Raw genomic sequence first — 17,068 nt, 5'->3', positions numbered from 1 at the left:
GCGCGACGGGTAGGTAGCGTGATGTTCTGTCAGGTTAACGCTTTGAAATCAGCCCGGTAAGCGATATTTTGACAGGCATTCATGACAAAAAATCAAGGTGTGACAGGTCAGCCCTTTATGCGCAGAAAAGTTCCCAGCAACAGCTCGCTTATTGCCTTCGAAGCGGCGGCGCGACACGGCAGCTTTGCGCGTGCCGCCAGCGAGCTTTCTCTTACGGAAGGCGCGATCAGCCGGCAGATTTCCCGGCTGGAAAAATTTCTCGGGGTAGCGCTGTTTGACAGAACCGGCAATCGCGTGCGGCTGCTACCCGGAAGTGAACGCTACGCCGCGCAGGTGCGCGAACTGTTGGACCGTCTGGAGCGTGACAGCCGGTACCTGATGGGACAGCCCGGTGACAGCGCCAGCCTGGAGATCGCCGTGACCCCGACGTTTGCGATGAAGTGGCTGATTCCGCGTCTGCCAGACTTTCGGCAGGCGTATCCGCAAATTACTGTGCATCTTGCTGAACGCATGGCCCCCTTTGTGCTGGCCGAGAGCGGATTTGACGCAGCCATTCATTTTGCGCATCCGGCCTGGACGGGAATGGTCAGCTGCCCGCTGATCCATGAGGTGCTGATTCCGGTCTGCCACCCGCAACTGCTGGTGGCTGGCAGCGAAAGTCAGGAGCTTGATCGACTACCACGCCTGCACCGGCGACAGAATCCTGATGCCTGGCAACACTACGCGCGGGAGACCGGCATCCCGCTGAGCCATCCCGCCATCGGAGCCCGCTTCGATCTGCACGCCATGCTGATCGAAGCCGCGCTGGCCGGGCTGGGTGTGGCGCTGGTGCCGCGGCTGTACGTGGAAAACGAGCTGGCTGCGGGGACGCTGGTCGCCCCCTGGCCTGCGGCAAGCTCAGTCGCTAAAACGTTCAGTCTGATCCTGCCGCAGGCCATTGAACTCAGCAGTGAACCGCTTAAGGCATTTGCGCAGTGGCTGCTGAACCAACAGGGGATTATTCCGACCGGTAGCTGACCGTTGTCAGTGCGCTGCGGTCAATGCTGCGGTTAATCATCTTCTGCATGCTCTGATAAGGACACAACACGCCGACATCGGTCACCCGGCAGTCCTGCGCTGTAAACTCTTTCCGGACCAGCGCCTGCGGACCGTTAAGCGGGATGAGGTTGCGGATCTGGTCGAGGGTTTGCGCCTGGAAGTAGAGGCGGATAAAGCGCTGGCCGCTCTTGCCGTCGCGCCAGCGTTCGAAGACCAGACTGCCGGCTGGCGGGATATTACCGCGCGGATAGTTGGCCAGCTGCCAGCTGAAACCGAGCATGGTGCGCAGCCAGGAGATGTTGGTGTCGTGTGCCACATAGAGCAGCCAGTGTACATCCGGCGGGGCATCCTGCTGTGGGGTAACGCCCTGCGCCAGCGCTTTGGCGATCTGATCCATCAGCACCGAGCCGTTACGCCGGGCGATATAGGGGACATCGCTGGTGTAGTCATATTTGGCAGTCAGCAACGGCATCAGGCGGGCAACCTCATCAGCTGAGTGTACATGGCCAAATGCCACCTGTTCAGCCGGAATATTTTCACTCCAGGCCAGGCGGAAGGTCTCTGCCATATTTGACAAGGTAGAGAGTCCTTTAACGTCAAAGCGACCATCCTTGCCCTGTTTAATGGACCAGGGCTGGTCAAACACCGGGCAGGGAGTGCCGGGCAGGCAGACCGCCGCCTTCATGCGGGCGATATCTGCGGTGGCGCGCTGTTGTGCCTGTTCGACGCTGCCGCCCATTGCTGCGTTGATGCCGGCCAGCGCTTTGGCGCTGTCCAGCGGTGCCAGGCCCATCTTATCGATCTGAAACAGCGGATCGCTGTCGCCCGCCACGCTGTGCACCGCCACCCCGCAGCCGGGGAAGGCCCCGTCGGTCAGCGCTTTCGCGGTGGCGCGGGTGCGCTGCATCGGGCTGGCCCAGACAAACAGCGTACCGGGCTGCGGGCAGCCCGCTGTCAGCAATCCGGCCTGTCGCCAGCCCGCCGCTTCATACTGCCCCTTCAGCGCCGCTGCCGCATAGCCGTGGCCGGTCAACTCGCCATCGGCGGTAAGCCACCCCGGCCAGCGGCGATCGCTGCCGGCCTCCATCGCTTTGGTGTTGTCAGGCGTTGGCGGACGCACGCCGTGGCGGCTGATCTCCACCACTTTTTCCAGCACGTAGTCACCCGCCAGAGCAGCGTGGCTGGCGAGGCCGGTTGCCGCGATTATCATCAGGCGCGGCCAGAATTTGTGTCGGGTTATCATATGTTTTTTCCTTGCAGATGAAGGCAGGATGCTCCTGCCAGCGATGCACAGGCGTAAACCGGGTTTAACTGCCGCCTGTCGGGCAAAGGGGAGCGCCTGTTTGCACACGCGTGCAATTAGTGCTCCAAAAAATCCCTGACCAGCAGGGGTATGCGAATGATGATGAATCAGTGAATAACTTTCCGTGAGCATGACCACAAATTGTGCAATGAACGCGAACGGGAATGGCGTGTACAGGTCAGCAGGCAGGCACGTAATACGCAGGCAGATGACCGGATCAGCACGTTAAGGGCACCGGCAAACGGACAGGCGAAAAAGAGGAACGACAAAAGGCACCGCGGACAATCAGGCAAAAAAAAACCGCCGTAGCGGTTTTTTTAACGCGTTGAGATTACAGCTTAGCGGCGTTCTCAGACAGGTATTTAGCCACGCCTTCCGGCGATGCGCCCATACCTTCTTTGCCTTTTTCCCACTGAGCCGGGCACACTTCGCCGTGCTCTTCGTGGAACTGCAGCGCGTCAACCATACGCAGCATTTCGTCAACGTTACGGCCCAGCGGCAGATCGTTAACCACCTGGTGGCGAACCACACCGGCTTTGTCGATCAGGAACGAACCGCGCAGCGCAACGCCTGCATCCGGATGTTCGATACCGTAAGCTTTCTGGATTTCGCGTTTGATGTCGGCCACCATCGCATACTGCACTTCGCCGATGCCGCCTTTATCAACCGGGGTTTTACGCCACGCGTTGTGTACGAATTCGGAGTCGAATGAGACGCCAACCACTTCCACGCCACGCTTCTGGAATTCAGCATAACGCTTGTCGAACGCGATCAGCTCAGAAGGGCAGACGAAGGTGAAGTCCATTGGCCAAAAGAACACAACGGTGGCTTTACCAGCGGTGTGTTTTTTAAAGTTGAAGTTTTCAACGATTTCACCGTTGCCCAGTACGGCAGCGGCAGTAAAATCAGGGGCTGGGCGAGTTACCAGGACCATGTTCACTCCTGTAAAAGGTTAGTGGATAGTAAATGTGACAAGACGCGTGAAGTATACGGGTAACATCCTGCCGGGAACCAGCGTAATCCGCCGATTGATCGTATAGGCTGTGCCTATCAAAAGGCGAGTTATTAAAAAGCAGTTTTATAAAATAACCTTTTTAAGAAAAAGGGCAAGCGCCAAAGCTGCGCTTCTTCTCACAGCGTGCCGTCGGCGGCCTGGCGCATCATTCGTGGGTAGAGCTGCCAGAAAAGCGCCTCAAGCTGATGATAATGCTCGGCGAAATCCTGATAGCTCTCCGCCAGCGCCGCCAGCCGCGGTCGACGGCTGGCCATACCCTGCAGCACCTTTTGCAAATACCCGGCGTCAGCGTAGCGCTCCATCCAGCGATCCTGCCACAGGTAATGGTTAAGCTGCTGAAAACGCTCGGGAGTATTGGCCAGATCGGGCGTGATAGTGCGCTGCGCGTCGGCGAGGAAATCGGGCAACGCCACCTCAGGTACCAGCTTATCCCAGTGATGTGACAGGAAATGGTCCCACACCACGTCAAGGGTAATCGGTGAGACGCGGCGGGTTTCGGCGCGGAACCACCCCCGCGCCTCGCGCACCTCCGGCAGCGAATCGGTCAGCGCGTCGATGCGGCGGTGCAGGGCGATACCTTCGGCAACATCGGTCGACCACTGCGTATAAGGATTGCCGCGCACATAGTCAGCCATGATATTGCCGAGCAGCGAGCTGTTGGCCAGCGATGCCAGATGAAGGTGGGCTAAATAGTTCATCCGCTTACTATATCCCATTTCTTTGGGTTTTCAGTCGGATTTCAGCTAGAATATGCGCCCTGATTTCCCTGACTGTGACTGACCATGCGCGTTGCCGATTTTGCTTTTGAGTTACCTGAATCCCTGATTGCCCACTACCCACAGGCGCAGCGCAGCGGCTGCCGTTTACTGTCGCTGAACGGTGAAGATGGCGCGCTGCAGCACGGTGTATTTACGGACCTTCTGGACAAGCTCAATCCCGGCGATCTGCTGGTGTTTAACAACACGCGGGTGATCCCGGCGCGTATTTTTGGCCGCAAGGCCAGCGGCGGAAAAATTGAAGTGCTGGTCGAGCGCATGCTGGATGATAAGCGCGTGCTGGCGCACGTGCGCTCCTCCAAAGCGCCGAAGCCGGGCAGCGAACTGCTGCTGGGAGAAGATGAAAGCGTGCAGGCCACCATGACCGCCCGCCACGACGCGCTGTTTGAAATCGAATTTAACGATGACCGCCCGGTGCTGGATATTCTCAACGCCATCGGCCATATGCCGCTGCCGCCGTATATCGACCGCCCGGATGAAGACGCCGACCGCGAACTCTATCAGACCGTTTACAGTCAGAAGCCGGGTGCGGTCGCCGCGCCGACGGCCGGCCTGCATTTCGATGAGCCGCTGCTGGCTGCACTGCGCGAAAAGGGCGTGGAGAGCGCCTTTGTTACTCTGCACGTCGGCGCGGGTACCTTCCAGCCGGTGCGGGTGGACAGCATTGAAGACCATATCATGCACGCCGAATATGCCGAGGTTCCTCAGGACGTGGTTGACGCCGTGCTGGCCTGTAAAGCGCGCGGCAACCGGGTGATCGCCGTCGGCACCACCTCGGTACGTTCGCTGGAGAGCGCGGCGCAGGCGGCGGGCGATGCGCTGATTGCGCCGTTCTTCGGCGACACCAAAATCTTTATCTACCCGGGCTATCACTATCAGGTGATTGACGCGCTGGTGACTAACTTCCACCTGCCTGAGTCAACGCTGATTATGCTGGTTTCCGCGTTTGCCGGTTATCGTAACACCATGCACGCCTATCGGCAGGCAGTCGCCGAACAGTACCGTTTCTTCAGCTACGGTGACGCGATGTTTATCACCCGCAACGAGCGGGCGTTTAGCGAAATCCCCGGTCAGCCCATTTCCTGAGAGCCGGGCGCTGGCCCGGTTCTGATTCCACCGGTGTGAACCCCGATTCGCGCCGGTTAACTTAATCATCAGATTGTTTCTCTGATGGAGGCAACATGAAGTTTGAACTAGACACTACCGACGGCCGCGCGCGCCGTGGCCGCCTGGTCTTTGACCGTGGCGTGGTTGAAACCCCGGCCTTTATGCCGGTGGGCACCTACGGCACCGTCAAAGGTATGACCCCGGAAGAAGTGCAGGAGACCGGCGCACAGATCATCCTCGGCAACACCTTCCACCTGTGGCTGCGCCCGGGCCAGGAGATCATGAAGTTGCACGGCGATCTGCACGATTTTATGCAGTGGAAAGGGCCAATCCTCACCGATTCCGGCGGCTTCCAGGTGTTCAGCCTCGGCGATATTCGTAAAATTACCGAAAAGGGCGTGCACTTCCGCAATCCGATCAACGGTGATGCGATCTTCCTCGACCCGGAAAAATCGATGGAGATCCAGTTCGATCTCGGCTCTGACATCGTGATGATCTTTGACGAATGTACCCCGTACCCGGCCGACTGGGATTATGCCAAGCGCTCGATGGAGATGTCGTTACGCTGGGCGCAGCGCAGCCGCGACCGTCACGACTCGCTGGGGAATAAAAACGCCTTATTTGGCATTATTCAGGGTAGTGTTTACGAAGATTTACGAGATGTCTCGGTGAAAGGGCTGGTGGACATCGGCTTTGATGGGTACGCTGTTGGCGGCCTGGCAGTGGGTGAGCCGAAGGACGATATGCACCGGATCCTTGAGCATGTCTGCCCGCAGCTGCCGCAGGACAAGCCGCGTTACCTGATGGGCGTGGGCAAGCCGGAAGATCTGGTTGAAGGCGTGCGTCGCGGTATCGATATGTTTGACTGTGTGATGCCAACCCGCAACGCGCGTAACGGCCACCTGTTTGTAACCGATGGCGTGGTTAAAATCCGCAACGCTAAACACAAAGACGACACGTCCCCGCTGGATGCCGAGTGTGACTGTTACACTTGTCGCAATTACAGCCGTGCTTATCTTTACCATCTTGACCGCTGTAACGAAATTCTGGGTGCGCGTCTTAACACCATCCACAATCTGCGTTATTACCAGCGTTTAATGGCGGGTTTACGTCAGGCCATTGAAGAGGGTAAATTAGAGCACTTTGTTACCGAATTCTACCAACGGACGGGCAAGGCGGTTCCGCCATTAACGTCTGATAATTAAACAATGAGGGAAATTTAATGAGCTTGTTCATTTCTGATGCCGTGGCTGCTGCAGCTCCATCTCAGGGAAGTCCGTATTCTCTGGTGATTATGCTGGTCGTATTTGGTCTGATTTTCTACTTCATGATCCTGCGCCCTCAGCAGAAGCGTGCGAAAGAGCACAAAAAACTGATGGACTCTATCTCCAAGGGTGATGAAGTGCTGACCACCGGTGGCCTGGTCGGCCGTGTAACGAAAGTTGCTGAAACCGGTTATGTTGCTATCGCGCTGAACGAGACCACTGAAGTTGTGGTCAAACGTGACTTCGTAGCTGCCGTTCTGCCGAAAGGTTCGATGAAGGCGCTGTAATTTTACCGTTTTCCCTAAGGGAACTGCCGTGTTAAACCGTTATCCTTTGTGGAAGTACATCATGCTGGTCGTCGTATTACTCGTCGGCCTGCTGTATGCGCTGCCCAACCTTTATGGTGAGGATCCGGCTGTTCAGATCACTGGCGCGCGCGGAAGCGCCGCCAGTGAGCAAACGCTGGGTCAGATTCAGAACGCATTAAAAGAAGACAATATTCAGAGCAAATCTGTCGCTCTGGAGAACGGTGCTATCCTGGCGCGTTTTGCTAACACTGACGTGCAGCTGCGCGCCCGTGAAGCGATTACCAAAGCACTCGGTGAAAACTACGTTGTGGCGCTGAACCTTGCTCCGGCGACGCCAACCTGGCTTACCCTGCTGTCCGCAGAACCGATGAAACTCGGCCTTGATCTGCGTGGCGGCGTGCACTTCCTGATGGAAGTCGATATGGATACCGCTCTGGGCAAGCTCCAGGAGCAGAACATCGACAACCTGCGCAGCGGGCTGCGCGATAAAAACATTCCTTACGTTAACGTGCGCAAGACCGATAACTGGGGTCTGGAAATTCGTTTCCGTGACGCTGACGCGCGTAACCATGCGGTGACTTATCTGACCGGCCTGCATCGCGATATGGTGATTAACAGCAGCGGCAGCAACGCGCTGACGGCGGTGATGACCGATGAACGCCTGCGTGAAGCCCGTGAATATGCGGTTCAGCAGAACATCACTATCCTGCGTAACCGTGTCAACCAGCTGGGCGTGGCTGAACCCTTAGTTCAGCGCCAGGGTGCTGACCGCATCGTGGTTGAACTGCCGGGTATTCAGGACACCGCGCGCGCGAAAGAGATTCTGGGCGCGACGGCCACCCTCGAGTTCCGTCTGGTGAACACCAACGTTGACGCTACTGCGGCGGCGAACGGCCGCGTGCCGGGCGATTCCGAAGTGAAAGATACCCGTGATGGCCAGCCGATTGCGCTGTACAAGCGGGTGATCCTGACCGGTGACCATATTACCGATTCAACCTCCAGCACCGACGAATACGGCCAGCCGCAGGTGAATATCTCGCTGGACAGCGCGGGCGGTAATATCATGTCCAACTTCTCTAAAGATAACGTCGGTAAAGCGATGGCCACGCTGTTTGTTGAATACAAAGACAGCGGGAAGAAAGACGCCACCGGCCGTGCGATCCTTGAGAAGCAGGAAGAGGTGATTAACGTTGCTAACATCCAGTCGCGACTGGGTAACAGCTTCCGTATTACCGGCATTGGCAACCCGAACGAAGCCCGTCAGCTATCGCTGCTGCTGCGTGCCGGTGCGCTGATTGCGCCGATCCAGATTGTTGAAGAGCGTACCATTGGCCCGACCATGGGTGCGCAGAATATCACTCAGGGTCTGGAAGCCTGCCTGTGGGGCCTGCTTGCCTCAATCATCTTTATGGTGCTGTTCTATAAGAAAATGGGCCTGGTTGCGACCAGTGCGCTGATCGCCAACCTGATCCTGATCGTCGGTATCATGTCGCTGCTGCCGGGTGCCACGCTAACCATGCCGGGTATTGCCGGTATCGTGTTGACGCTGGCGGTCGCGGTCGATGCTAACGTACTGATCAACGAACGTATCAAGGAAGAGCTGCGCAACGGACGTTCCGTTCAGCAGGCGATCCATGAGGGTTACAAAGGCGCGTTTTCCAGTATCGTTGATGCCAACGTGACCACGCTGATCAAGGTTATCATCCTGTACGCAGTGGGCACCGGCTCGATTAAAGGCTTTGCCATTACTACCGCCATCGGCATCGGCACCTCGATGTTTACTGCCATTGTCGGTACCCGTGCCATCGTGAACCTGATGTACGGCGGCAAACGCGTTACTAAGTTGTCTATCTGAGGAGTGCGTTGTGGCACAGGAACATAGTGTTGAACAAATGAATCACGGGCGTAAAGTCATCGACTTTATGCGCTGGGATAAGCTGGCGTTCACCATCTCCGCACTGTTGATTATCATCTCTGCGGCGATCATCGGCGTGCGCGGCTTTAACTGGGGTCTGGATTTCACCGGCGGTACGGTGATTGAAATCAACCTGGAGAAAGCCGTCGATCTGGATCTGATGCGTGGCAGCCTGGAGAAAGCGGGCTTCGCAGAACCTCAGGTGCAGAACTTTGGCAGCAGCCGCGATGTGCTGGTGCGGATGTCGCCGCACGAGGGTAATGCGAATGACGGGCTGGGCACGAAAGTGGTGGGCATCATCAACGAGGCCACCCAGCAGAACGCCACCGTGAAGCGTATCGAATTCGTCGGCCCGAGCGTGGGTAGCGACCTGGCAACGGCGGGCGGCATGGCGCTGCTCTCGGCGCTGATCGCTATTCTGATTTACATCGGTTTCCGCTTCGAATGGCGCCTGGCGCTGGGTACGGTGCTGGCGCTGGCGCACGACGTGATCATCACCATGGGTCTGCTCTCGCTGTTCCATATCGAGATTGACCTGACCATCGTCGCCTCGCTGATGTCGGTGATCGGCTACTCGCTGAACGATAAGATCGTGGTGTCAGACCGTATTCGTGAGAACTTCCGTAAAATTCGTCGCGGATCCTCTTACGATATCACCAACGTGTCGCTGACCCAGACGCTGAGCCGTACCATCATCACCTCGGGTACCACCCTGGCGATGGTGCTGATCCTGTTCGTGTTCGGCGGCGCGCTGCTGCAGGGCTTCTCTCTGACCATGCTGATCGGTATCATCATCGGTACCATTTCATCGATTTACGTCTCTTCGGCCCTGGCGCTGAAGCTGGGCATGAAGCGTGAACATATGATCCAGCAGAAAGTAGAGAAAGAGGGCGCAGACCAGCCTTCAATCCTGCCGTGATGCTAACCCGGTAACGAAGAAGGGCCACTCAAGCGAGTGGCCCTTTTTTTGTGACTAATGCGGCAGCCCACTGCGCCGCCGGGTAAGGGTCAGGGCGCGTTGCCGCCCGGTGCGGAATCGGTCAGCAGCACCTGATGCACCCGAACGTAGCCGAGCTGCTGCGGCGTCAGGTTGTTCAGCGGCAGGGGAATGCTGGCTTCGCTACGCGGCAGCAGCGCGGCGTGCACCGCGATTTGTTGCGTCTGGCTGTCCACGGTTAAAGGTTTACCGGTGGTAGCGTCCAGTTCACCCCACTCGACGCTGGCGGTGAAGGCCGGCAGCGGCGCATTACCCTTGCTGTGAATGTGCAGTACCGCCCGACTGCCGCTGGCCGCGGCTTCCACCTGGCCCAGCGACAGCTGCAGCTCACCCGCCTGGCTCTTCAGTATCACGCCGGTGGCGGCGGCCGGCAGCAGCCACGCCCCTTGCGCAGAACCGCCGTTTAACTGACCCTGCTGTTCCAGCGCGGTGGCCTGATCGGTCAGCTGGCGCATTTGCTGGCTGAGTTTACCCACTTCACGGTGCAGTTCGCGCAGCTGCGACGGTGCGGGCTTACTGGCGCAACCGGCCAGGGCCAGCAGCGAGGCGAGAAGCGAGAGCCGCAGATAAGCTGTTGTCATTGTTCATTTCCTTGTGCTGGAGACGTCTGCCTCTATCTTAGAGCAAACCGACGCTAAGCGCCTGTCGGCTAAACTCTTCTTTTCAGCGCCGCCGTGTATAAACAGTGACGGTTTTAGCGGCGCGGCTTTGGCAGAGCGTCGCGATCGCGGTACACTAACGCTTAATTTCCAGCAATCTCAGGACGCGTCATGTATTGCCCATTCTGTTCCGCCGTGGATACTAAAGTGATCGACTCCCGTCTGGTTGGCGAAGGGACGTCGGTACGCCGCCGCCGTCAGTGCCTGGTCTGCCACGAGCGCTTTACCACCTTTGAGGTGGCAGAGCTGGTGATGCCGCGGGTGGTGAAGAGCAATGACGTGCGTGAACCCTTCAACGAGGACAAACTGCGCAGCGGCCTGATGAAAGCGCTGGAGAAGCGGCCGGTCAATTCCGATGCGGTAGAGACGGCGCTCAGCCATATTAAAAGCCAGCTGCGCGCCACCGGGGAACGGGAAGTGGCCAGCAAGCAGATCGGCGGCCTGGTGATGGATGAGCTGAAGAAACTGGATAAGGTCGCCTATATTCGTTTCGCCTCGGTCTACCGCAGCTTTGAAGATATCCGCGAATTTGGCGAAGAGATCGCCCGCTTACAGGATTAACGGCATGCAAGATGAACATTACATGGCGCGGGCGCTGGAACTGGCGCGCCGCGGACGTTTCACCACCACGCCTAACCCCAACGTCGGTTGTGTGATCGTGCGCAATGGTGAGATCGTCGGCGAAGGTTATCATCTGCGCGCCGGGGAGCCTCATGCGGAGGTCCACGCGCTGAGAATGGCGGGTGAAAAAGCGCGCGGCGCTACCGCCTACGTGACGCTGGAGCCCTGCAGCCATCACGGGCGTACCCCGCCCTGCTGTGATGCGCTGGTTGCTGCCGGCGTTAGCCGGGTGGTGGCGGCGATGCAGGACCCCAACCCGCAGGTTGCCGGGCGTGGGCTCTACCGGCTGCAGCAGGCGGGGATTGAGGTCAGCCACGGGCTGATGATGGCGGAGGCCGAAGCGTTGAATCGCGGCTTCCTGAAGCGGATGCGTACCGGTTTCCCCTGGGTACAGCTGAAGCTGGGGGCCTCGCTTGATGGCCGCACCGCAATGGCCAGCGGCGAAAGCCAGTGGATCACCTCGCCCGAGGCGCGACGCGACGTGCAGCGCCTGCGCGCGCAGGCGTCGGCTATTCTCAGTACCAGCGCCACGGTGCTGGCGGACGATCCGGCGCTGACGGTGCGCTACGACGAACTCGACGCTGCCAGCCGCGCCGTCTATCCCCAGGATCTGCTGCGCCAGCCGCTGCGGATTATCGTCGACAGCCAGAATCGCGTCACGCCGCAGCACCGGCTCGTTGCACAATCCGGCGACGTGTGGCTGGCGCGGGCGCAGAGCGACGCGCAGGCGTGGCCGGACAACGTCACCCAGTTCACCGTGCCGCTGCATCATCAGCGGCTGGATCTGGTGGTGATGATGATGCTGCTGGGGAAAAAACAGATTAACAGCCTGTGGGTCGAAGCGGGGGCGCAGTTTGCCGGTGCGCTGCTGCAGGCTGGCGTGGTGGATGAACTGATCGTCTACCTTGCGCCGAAACTACTCGGTGATGCCGGGCGTGGCCTGTGCCATCTGCCGGGTCTGGACCAGCTGGCCGATGCCCCCGGCTTTGATTTTAGTGACGTGCGTCAGGTGGGGCCGGACCTGCGCCTGACGCTGACGCCGCGTTATGCCTGAGCCCCGAGGCTGACCGGCGCAAGGTTTGCGCAATTACAAGCAGACCGCTAAAGAGTGTGATAGAATCCGCCCCCCTGCGGGGCCAAACAGAACCCTGAAAGGAAGATTATGAACGTTATCGAAGCTGCTGTTGCGACTCCTGACGCGCGCGTTGCCCTGGTGATTGCGCGTTTCAACAACTTCATCAACGACAGCCTGCTGTCTGGTGCCATCGATGCGCTGAAGCGTATCGGCCAGGTGAAAGATGAGAACATCACCGTGGTGTGGGTGCCGGGCGCCTATGAACTGCCACTGACCGCACGTGCGCTGGCTAACGCCGGTAAACACGATGCGATCGTGGCGCTGGGCACGGTGATCCGTGGCGGTACAGCCCACTTCGAGTACGTGGCGGGCGAAGCCAGCTCCGGTCTGGCCAGCGTCGCAATGAACAGCGATATCCCGGTTACTTTTGGCGTGCTGACGACGGAAAACATCGAGCAGGCCATTGAACGTGCCGGAACCAAGGCGGGGAACAAAGGGGCGGAAGCCGCTCTGACCGCGCTGGAAATGATTAACGTATTGAAAGCCATCAAAGCCTGATTTTAAGGGGAATTTCGTGAAACCTGCTGCTCGTCGCCGCGCCCGTGAGTGTGCCGTTCAGGCACTCTACTCGTGGCAGATCTCCCAAAACGACATCGCTGATGTCGAATACCAGTTTCTGGCGGAACAGGACGTAAAAGACGTCGATATTGCTTATTTCCGTGAGCTGGTCGGCGGCGTTGCCACTAACAGTGCCTATCTCGACGGCCTGATGAAACCGTGGCTCTCGCGCCAGCTGGAAGAGCTGGGCCAGGTGGAGAAAGCGATTCTGCGCATCTCTCTGTTTGAGCTGAGCAAGCGTTCCGACGTTCCCTACAAGGTTGCGATTAACGAAGGGATCGAGCTGGCCAAAACGTTTGGCGCTGAAGACAGCCATAAGTTTGTCAACGGCGTGCTGGATAAAGCCGCTCCGCAGATCCGCCCTAACCGCAAATAATCCTCCAGAGGCCGCTAACCCGGCCTCTTCTTTATCAAATCCCGGAATGCACTATGGCCTGTGGCGAATTTGAACTGATTGCGCGCTATTTTGACCGCGTAACAAGCTCGCGTCGCGATGTGGAAAAAGGCATCGGTGACGACTGCGCGCTGCTCAGCGTGCCGGAAAAGCAGACGCTGGCGATCAGCACCGACACCCTGGTGGCCGGTGTTCACTTCCTGCGTGATATTCATCCTGCCGATCTCGGCTACAAAGCGCTGGCGGTTAACCTCAGCGATCTGGCGGCGATGGGTGCTGACCCGGCCTGGCTGACGCTGGCGCTGACGCTACCGTCGGTCAGCGAGCCGTGGCTGAAAGACTTCAGCGACAGCCTGTTTGAGCTGCTGGATTATTACGATATGCAGCTGATCGGCGGTGACACCACCCGCGGGCCATTGAGCCTGACGCTGGGTATTCATGGACTGGTCCCTCACGGCCGCGCGCTGAAGCGGGGCGGGGCGAAACCCGGCGACTGGATCTTCGTTACCGGCTCCCTCGGCGACAGCGCGGCCGGCCTGGCACTGCTGCAGCACCACGTCAAAATCAACGACCCGGTGGCCCATGAGGCGCTGATTAAGCGCCATCTGCGACCAATGCCGCGTATTCTGCAGGGCCAGGCGCTGCGCGATCTGGCCAGCTCGGCGATCGATATTTCTGACGGTCTGCTTGCCGATCTCGGCCATATCCTTGACGCCAGCGGCTGTGGGGCGCGGGTGAATGTTGATGCGCTGCCGCTCTCAGGGGTGATGCAGCAGCACTTTGATCGACAGCAGGCGCTGCAGTGGGCACTGAGCGGCGGTGAAGATTACGAACTGTGCTTTACCGTACCGGAAATTAACCGTGGCGCGCTGGACGTGGCGCTGGGCTATCTTGGCGTGCCGTTTACGTGTATCGGCCAGATCGGCCCACAGTCGGAGGGTCTGGTCCTGTTAGAGGACAACCAACCGGTCTCCTTCACTCATAAAGGATTTGATCACTTTGGCACGTGAAAAAGATGTGGCGAAAAGCCGACTGAAGATGAGCAACCCGTGGCATCTGCTGGCCACCGGGTTTGGCAGCGGACTTAGCCCGTGGATGCCGGGCACCGCCGGTTCCATTGCGGCGATCCCGTTCTGGTTTCTGCTCAACCGCCTGCCGGGAGACCTCTACTCGCTGGCGATCCTGCTGGGGATCTGTATTGGCGTTTATCTCTGCCACCGCACGGCAAAAGATATGGGCGTACACGACCACGGCAGCATCGTCTGGGATGAGTTTATCGGAATGTGGATCACGCTGATCGCCATTCCGGTCAGCAGCTGGCAGTGGATACTGGCAGGTTTTATCATTTTCCGCGTGCTGGATATCTGGAAACCCTGGCCGATCCGCTGGTTTGACCGCAACGTTCATGGCGGTATGGGAATTATGGTAGACGATATTGTTGCCGGCGTTATTTCGGCTGCGATTATATACGTTATTGGTAACTACTGGCTGCTGTAATTAAATCCAGTGTTCTGGTTATTAAAGTAAAAAAGGAGTCTTTATGACTCCTTTAATACTATGAGGATGGTTTATCCGAAAATGCTTTCAATGACGCCCTTGAAAAAAGTTTCAGTTTGCTCAGAGGTGTGCGTAATGCCATACAGTCCACCGCCCACGCCGCCAACGATTATCCCTAATGCCACGCCAATGGCCTGACCGATACCGAGGTTCAGAATGCTTGCGCCCCCTCCGACTCCGCCAGCCAGAGCATAACTGACCGCACCCGTCACAGCACCATCAAAAACACTTTGCAGGCTTGCGCCGCTAACCTGCTCAACTTCACCGACAGTTAACTCTTTCATGTCATTCCCTTACTCTTTATTTTCAATTAAGGTATATATCAACAATTGACGTCAATACAGGGGAAGTATCAGTAATTCTGGAGTATTAAGTAAATAGATAATTATCCAATTAAGATTAGAGATGGCATGGTCTAATAAAAGATTGCGGTTTTAATATCGCATAAATCCGGTGAAATAATGCAGGCAGACGAGAGAAAGGGTGAAGAATTGAAAGGTCAGGCACCCGATTGAATACGGGTGCCTGAGGGTTGACCGGCCTGTTATCCTACAGCGTCAGCCAGTTGGCAATTTGCTGCCGGATACCCGTAGCGTCCAGCTGGTAATCCGCGCGGATCTCATCCTGAGTGCCCTGCGGGATAAACTCATCGGGCAGACCAATGTTCAGCACCGGCACCGCTTTACGCTTCGCCATCAGCAGTTCGTTAACGCCGCTGCCGGCCCCGCCCATGATCGCGCCTTCTTCCAGAGTGACCAGATTGTCATGGGTGGCGGCCAGCTCCAGCACCAGCGACGCATCCAGCGGCTTCACAAAGCGCATATCCACCAGCGTGGCGTTCAGCGCCTCCGCGGCGGCGGCAGCCTCTGGCAACAGGGTGCCAAAATTGAGGATTGCCAGCCCTTCGCCCTGGCGTTTCACCACGCCTTTCCCCAACGGCAGCGCGGCCAGAGGTTGCAGCGGCGCACCGGTGCCGGTACCGCGCGGGTAGCGCACCGCGCTTGGACCCTCACCGTAATGGTAGCCGGTATAGAGCATCTGACGGCACTCGTTCTCATCGCTCGGGGTCATAATTACCATATTTGGGATGCAGCGCAGGAAGGCGAGATCGAAGGCACCCTGATGCGTCTGGCCGTCCGCTCCGACGATGCCGCCGCGGTCGATGGCAAACAGCACCGGCAGCTTCTGGATTGCTACGTCGTGGATCACCTGATCGTAAGCGCGCTGCAGGAAGGTCGAGTAGATCGCCACTACCGGCTTATAGCCGCCAATCGCCAGCCCGGCGGCAAAGGTCACCGCGTGCTGTTCGGCGATCGCCACGTCGAAGTACTGCTGCGGGTAGTCGCGGGAGAAGCTGACCATGCCTGAACCTTCACGCATTGCCGGCGTGACCGCCATAAGCTTCGCATCATCCGCGGCCGTTTCGCTCAGCCAGTCGCCAAAGATACGCGAATAGCTCGGCAGGCCCTCAACGCTTTTCGGCAGTTGCCCGCTGGCGACGTCAAACTTCGGTACCGCATGCCAGCTGATAGGGTCTTTCTCTGCCGGCGCGTAGCCTTTACCCTTTTTGGTCATGATATGCAGGAACTGCGGGCCTTTCAGGTCGCGCATATTGCGCAGCGTCTGCACCAGCGCCAGCACGTCATGACCATCAATCGGGCCGATATAGTTAAAACCCAGCTCTTCAAACAGCGTGCCCGGTACCACCATCCCTTTCAGATGCTCTTCGGTGCGTTTGACCAGCTCTTTTATCGGTGGCAGCCCGGTCAGTACTTTCTTGCCGCCTTCACGCAGGCGGGCGTAGGTTTTACCTGACAGCAGCTGAGCCAGGCGGCTGTTGAGCGCGCCAACGTTCTCAGAAATCGACATCTCATTGTCGTTCAGCACCACCAGCAGGTCCGCTTTGATATCTCCGGCGTGGTTCATTGCTTCGAAGGCCATGCCGGCGGTGATCGCGCCGTCGCCGATGATACAGGCGGTGCGGCGACCTTTGCCCTCTTTCCCGGCGGCAACGGCCATGCCCAGCCCGGCGCTGATCGAGGTTGAAGAATGGCCGACGTTGAGCACGTCATACTCGCTCTCATCGCGCCATGGGAACGGGTGCAGGCCATTTTTTTGCCGGATGCTGCCGATACGATCGCGGCGGCCGGTCAGAATTTTATGTGGGTAAGCCTGGTGCCCCACGTCCCACACCAGCTGGTCAAACGGGGTGTTGTACACGTAGTGCAGGGCAACGGTCAGTTCAACAACGCCGAGTCCCGAGGCAAAATGACCGCTGGAGCGGCTGACACTGTCGAGCAGATACTGCCGCAGCTCATCGCAGAGTGCAGGGAGGCTCTCTTTCGGTAGCAAACGTAATTCTTGCACCGAGCCTGCCAGGGCTAAGGTCGGGTATTTTGCAGGTTCAAAACTCATCAGTG

18 protein-coding genes are annotated in these 17,068 nt (G+C 58.2%); 12 read left to right on the top strand and 6 right to left on the bottom strand.

All coding sequences use genetic code 11. The annotated features are described in order from the left end of the window. Window positions 1-117 precede the first annotated feature (117 nt). Window positions 118-1,017 carry a LysR substrate-binding domain-containing protein gene (locus NV64_RS10240; protein WP_056233917.1) on the top strand — a complete coding sequence of 300 codons (900 nt, stop codon included), beginning with the start codon at window positions 118-120 and terminating at the stop codon, window positions 1,015-1,017. Here the strand turns inward: NV64_RS10240 and NV64_RS10235 are convergent. The 3 genes from NV64_RS10235 to NV64_RS10225 form a co-directional block, all read right to left on the bottom strand. Beyond that, window positions 998-2,281, bottom strand: coding sequence for a histidine-type phosphatase (locus tag NV64_RS10235; protein WP_056233919.1), 1,284 nt, complete (start codon window positions 2,279-2,281; stop codon window positions 998-1,000). The genes NV64_RS10240 and NV64_RS10235 overlap by 20 nt on opposite strands. A 391-nt stretch (window positions 2,282-2,672) precedes the next feature. After that, a complete protein-coding gene (locus tag NV64_RS10230) occupies window positions 2,673-3,275 on the bottom strand; it encodes a peroxiredoxin C (RefSeq protein ID WP_056233921.1) in 603 nt (200 codons plus the stop codon). 197 nt (window positions 3,276-3,472) lie between these two features. Beyond that, window positions 3,473-4,054: an ACP phosphodiesterase gene (locus tag NV64_RS10225; protein WP_101505857.1), complete on the bottom strand. Its 582-nt coding sequence runs from the start codon at window positions 4,052-4,054 to the stop codon at window positions 3,473-3,475. A gap of 84 nt (window positions 4,055-4,138) precedes the next feature. Here NV64_RS10225 and queA point away from each other — a divergent pair, with 84 nt between their 5' ends. From queA to secF, 5 genes are all read left to right on the top strand, one after another. After that, a complete protein-coding gene (queA, locus tag NV64_RS10220) occupies window positions 4,139-5,218 on the top strand; it encodes a tRNA preQ1(34) S-adenosylmethionine ribosyltransferase-isomerase QueA (protein WP_101505856.1) in 1,080 nt (359 codons plus the stop codon). A 95-nt stretch (window positions 5,219-5,313) separates the two neighbouring features. Further along, a complete protein-coding gene (tgt, locus tag NV64_RS10215; protein ID WP_056233929.1) occupies window positions 5,314-6,444 on the top strand; it encodes a tRNA guanosine(34) transglycosylase Tgt in 1,131 nt (376 codons plus the stop codon). A 17-nt stretch (window positions 6,445-6,461) separates the two neighbouring features. Further along, window positions 6,462-6,791, top strand: a complete 330-nt coding sequence (gene yajC, locus NV64_RS10210) for a preprotein translocase subunit YajC (protein ID WP_056233931.1) — start codon at window positions 6,462-6,464, stop codon at window positions 6,789-6,791. 28 nt (window positions 6,792-6,819) lie between these two features. Then, window positions 6,820-8,667, top strand: a complete 1,848-nt coding sequence (gene secD, locus NV64_RS10205; protein WP_072166316.1) for a protein translocase subunit SecD — start codon at window positions 6,820-6,822, stop codon at window positions 8,665-8,667. Window positions 8,668-8,677: 10 nt separating this feature from the next. Next, window positions 8,678-9,646: a protein translocase subunit SecF gene (gene secF / locus NV64_RS10200; protein WP_056233937.1), complete on the top strand. Its 969-nt coding sequence runs from the start codon at window positions 8,678-8,680 to the stop codon at window positions 9,644-9,646. Window positions 9,647-9,735: 89 nt separating this feature from the next. Here secF and NV64_RS10195 read toward each other — a convergent pair whose 3' ends face one another. Continuing rightward, complete coding sequence (locus tag NV64_RS10195) at window positions 9,736-10,305, bottom strand: DUF3251 domain-containing protein (RefSeq protein ID WP_056233939.1); 570 nt, start codon at window positions 10,303-10,305, stop codon at window positions 9,736-9,738. A 189-nt stretch (window positions 10,306-10,494) separates the two neighbouring features. Here NV64_RS10195 and nrdR point away from each other — a divergent pair, with 189 nt between their 5' ends. The 6 genes from nrdR (at window position 10,495) to pgpA (ending at window position 14,588) form a co-directional block, all read left to right on the top strand. Continuing rightward, complete coding sequence (nrdR, locus tag NV64_RS10190; protein ID WP_056233942.1) at window positions 10,495-10,944, top strand: transcriptional regulator NrdR; 450 nt, start codon at window positions 10,495-10,497, stop codon at window positions 10,942-10,944. A 4-nt stretch (window positions 10,945-10,948) separates the two neighbouring features. Continuing rightward, window positions 10,949-12,058 (top strand): bifunctional diaminohydroxyphosphoribosylaminopyrimidine deaminase/5-amino-6-(5-phosphoribosylamino)uracil reductase RibD, encoded by a 1,110-nt coding sequence (ribD, locus tag NV64_RS10185; RefSeq protein WP_101505855.1) that lies wholly within the window; start codon window positions 10,949-10,951, stop codon window positions 12,056-12,058. Window positions 12,059-12,166: 108 nt separating this feature from the next. Next, window positions 12,167-12,637 carry a 6,7-dimethyl-8-ribityllumazine synthase gene (gene ribE, locus NV64_RS10180; protein WP_101505854.1) on the top strand — a complete coding sequence of 157 codons (471 nt, stop codon included), beginning with the start codon at window positions 12,167-12,169 and terminating at the stop codon, window positions 12,635-12,637. A gap of 16 nt (window positions 12,638-12,653) precedes the next feature. Then, on the top strand, window positions 12,654-13,073 hold the full coding sequence (nusB, locus tag NV64_RS10175) for a transcription antitermination factor NusB (protein WP_056233950.1): 420 nt from the start codon (window positions 12,654-12,656) through the stop codon (window positions 13,071-13,073). 53 nt (window positions 13,074-13,126) lie between these two features. Further along, window positions 13,127-14,101 carry a thiamine-phosphate kinase gene (gene thiL, locus NV64_RS10170; protein ID WP_056233952.1) on the top strand — a complete coding sequence of 325 codons (975 nt, stop codon included), beginning with the start codon at window positions 13,127-13,129 and terminating at the stop codon, window positions 14,099-14,101. Beyond that, the gene (gene pgpA, locus NV64_RS10165; RefSeq protein ID WP_369814365.1) at window positions 14,082-14,588 is read left to right on the top strand and encodes a phosphatidylglycerophosphatase A; all 507 of its coding nucleotides are present in this window, start codon (window positions 14,082-14,084) and stop codon (window positions 14,586-14,588) included. The genes thiL and pgpA overlap by 20 nt, the downstream gene beginning before the upstream one ends. A gap of 71 nt (window positions 14,589-14,659) precedes the next feature. Here pgpA and NV64_RS10160 read toward each other — a convergent pair whose 3' ends face one another. After that, entirely contained in the window at window positions 14,660-14,932 is a 273-nt protein-coding gene (locus NV64_RS10160; RefSeq protein ID WP_056233954.1) for a hypothetical protein, read from the bottom strand. A 265-nt stretch (window positions 14,933-15,197) separates the two neighbouring features. Then, entirely contained in the window at window positions 15,198-17,063 is a 1,866-nt protein-coding gene (gene dxs, locus NV64_RS10155) for a 1-deoxy-D-xylulose-5-phosphate synthase (protein WP_056233957.1), read from the bottom strand. Window positions 17,064-17,068 lie beyond the last annotated feature (5 nt).

The sequence above is a fragment of the Erwinia sp. B116 genome (assembly GCF_002865965.1).
In the GTDB taxonomy this organism is placed as follows: Bacteria; Pseudomonadota; Gammaproteobacteria; order Enterobacterales; family Enterobacteriaceae; genus Erwinia.
The sequence above is the reverse complement of the archived record's forward strand: the minus strand, read 5'-3'. Positions and strand labels throughout refer to the sequence as shown.

Bases quoted from the DNA above. Each gene is read 5' to 3' on its own strand.
- NV64_RS10240 (WP_056233917.1), top strand. From the start codon at position 118: ATGCGCAGAAAAGTTCCCAGCAACAGCTCGCTTATTGCCTTCGAAGCG.
- NV64_RS10235 (WP_056233919.1), bottom strand. From the start codon at position 2,281: ATGATAACCCGACACAAATTCTGGCCGCGCCTGATGATAATCGCGGCA.
- NV64_RS10230 (WP_056233921.1), bottom strand. From the start codon at position 3,275: ATGGTCCTGGTAACTCGCCCAGCCCCTGATTTTACTGCCGCTGCCGTA.
- NV64_RS10225 (WP_101505857.1), bottom strand. From the start codon at position 4,054: ATGAACTATTTAGCCCACCTTCATCTGGCATCGCTGGCCAACAGCTCG.
- queA (WP_101505856.1), top strand. From the start codon at position 4,139: ATGCGCGTTGCCGATTTTGCTTTTGAGTTACCTGAATCCCTGATTGCC.
- tgt (WP_056233929.1), top strand. From the start codon at position 5,314: ATGAAGTTTGAACTAGACACTACCGACGGCCGCGCGCGCCGTGGCCGC.
- yajC (WP_056233931.1), top strand. From the start codon at position 6,462: ATGAGCTTGTTCATTTCTGATGCCGTGGCTGCTGCAGCTCCATCTCAG.
- NV64_RS10195 (WP_056233939.1), bottom strand. From the start codon at position 10,305: ATGACAACAGCTTATCTGCGGCTCTCGCTTCTCGCCTCGCTGCTGGCC.
- nrdR (WP_056233942.1), top strand. From the start codon at position 10,495: ATGTATTGCCCATTCTGTTCCGCCGTGGATACTAAAGTGATCGACTCC.
- ribD (WP_101505855.1), top strand. From the start codon at position 10,949: ATGCAAGATGAACATTACATGGCGCGGGCGCTGGAACTGGCGCGCCGC.
- ribE (WP_101505854.1), top strand. From the start codon at position 12,167: ATGAACGTTATCGAAGCTGCTGTTGCGACTCCTGACGCGCGCGTTGCC.
- thiL (WP_056233952.1), top strand. From the start codon at position 13,127: ATGGCCTGTGGCGAATTTGAACTGATTGCGCGCTATTTTGACCGCGTA.
- NV64_RS10160 (WP_056233954.1), bottom strand. From the start codon at position 14,932: ATGAAAGAGTTAACTGTCGGTGAAGTTGAGCAGGTTAGCGGCGCAAGC.
- dxs (WP_056233957.1), bottom strand. From the start codon at position 17,063: ATGAGTTTTGAACCTGCAAAATACCCGACCTTAGCCCTGGCAGGCTCG.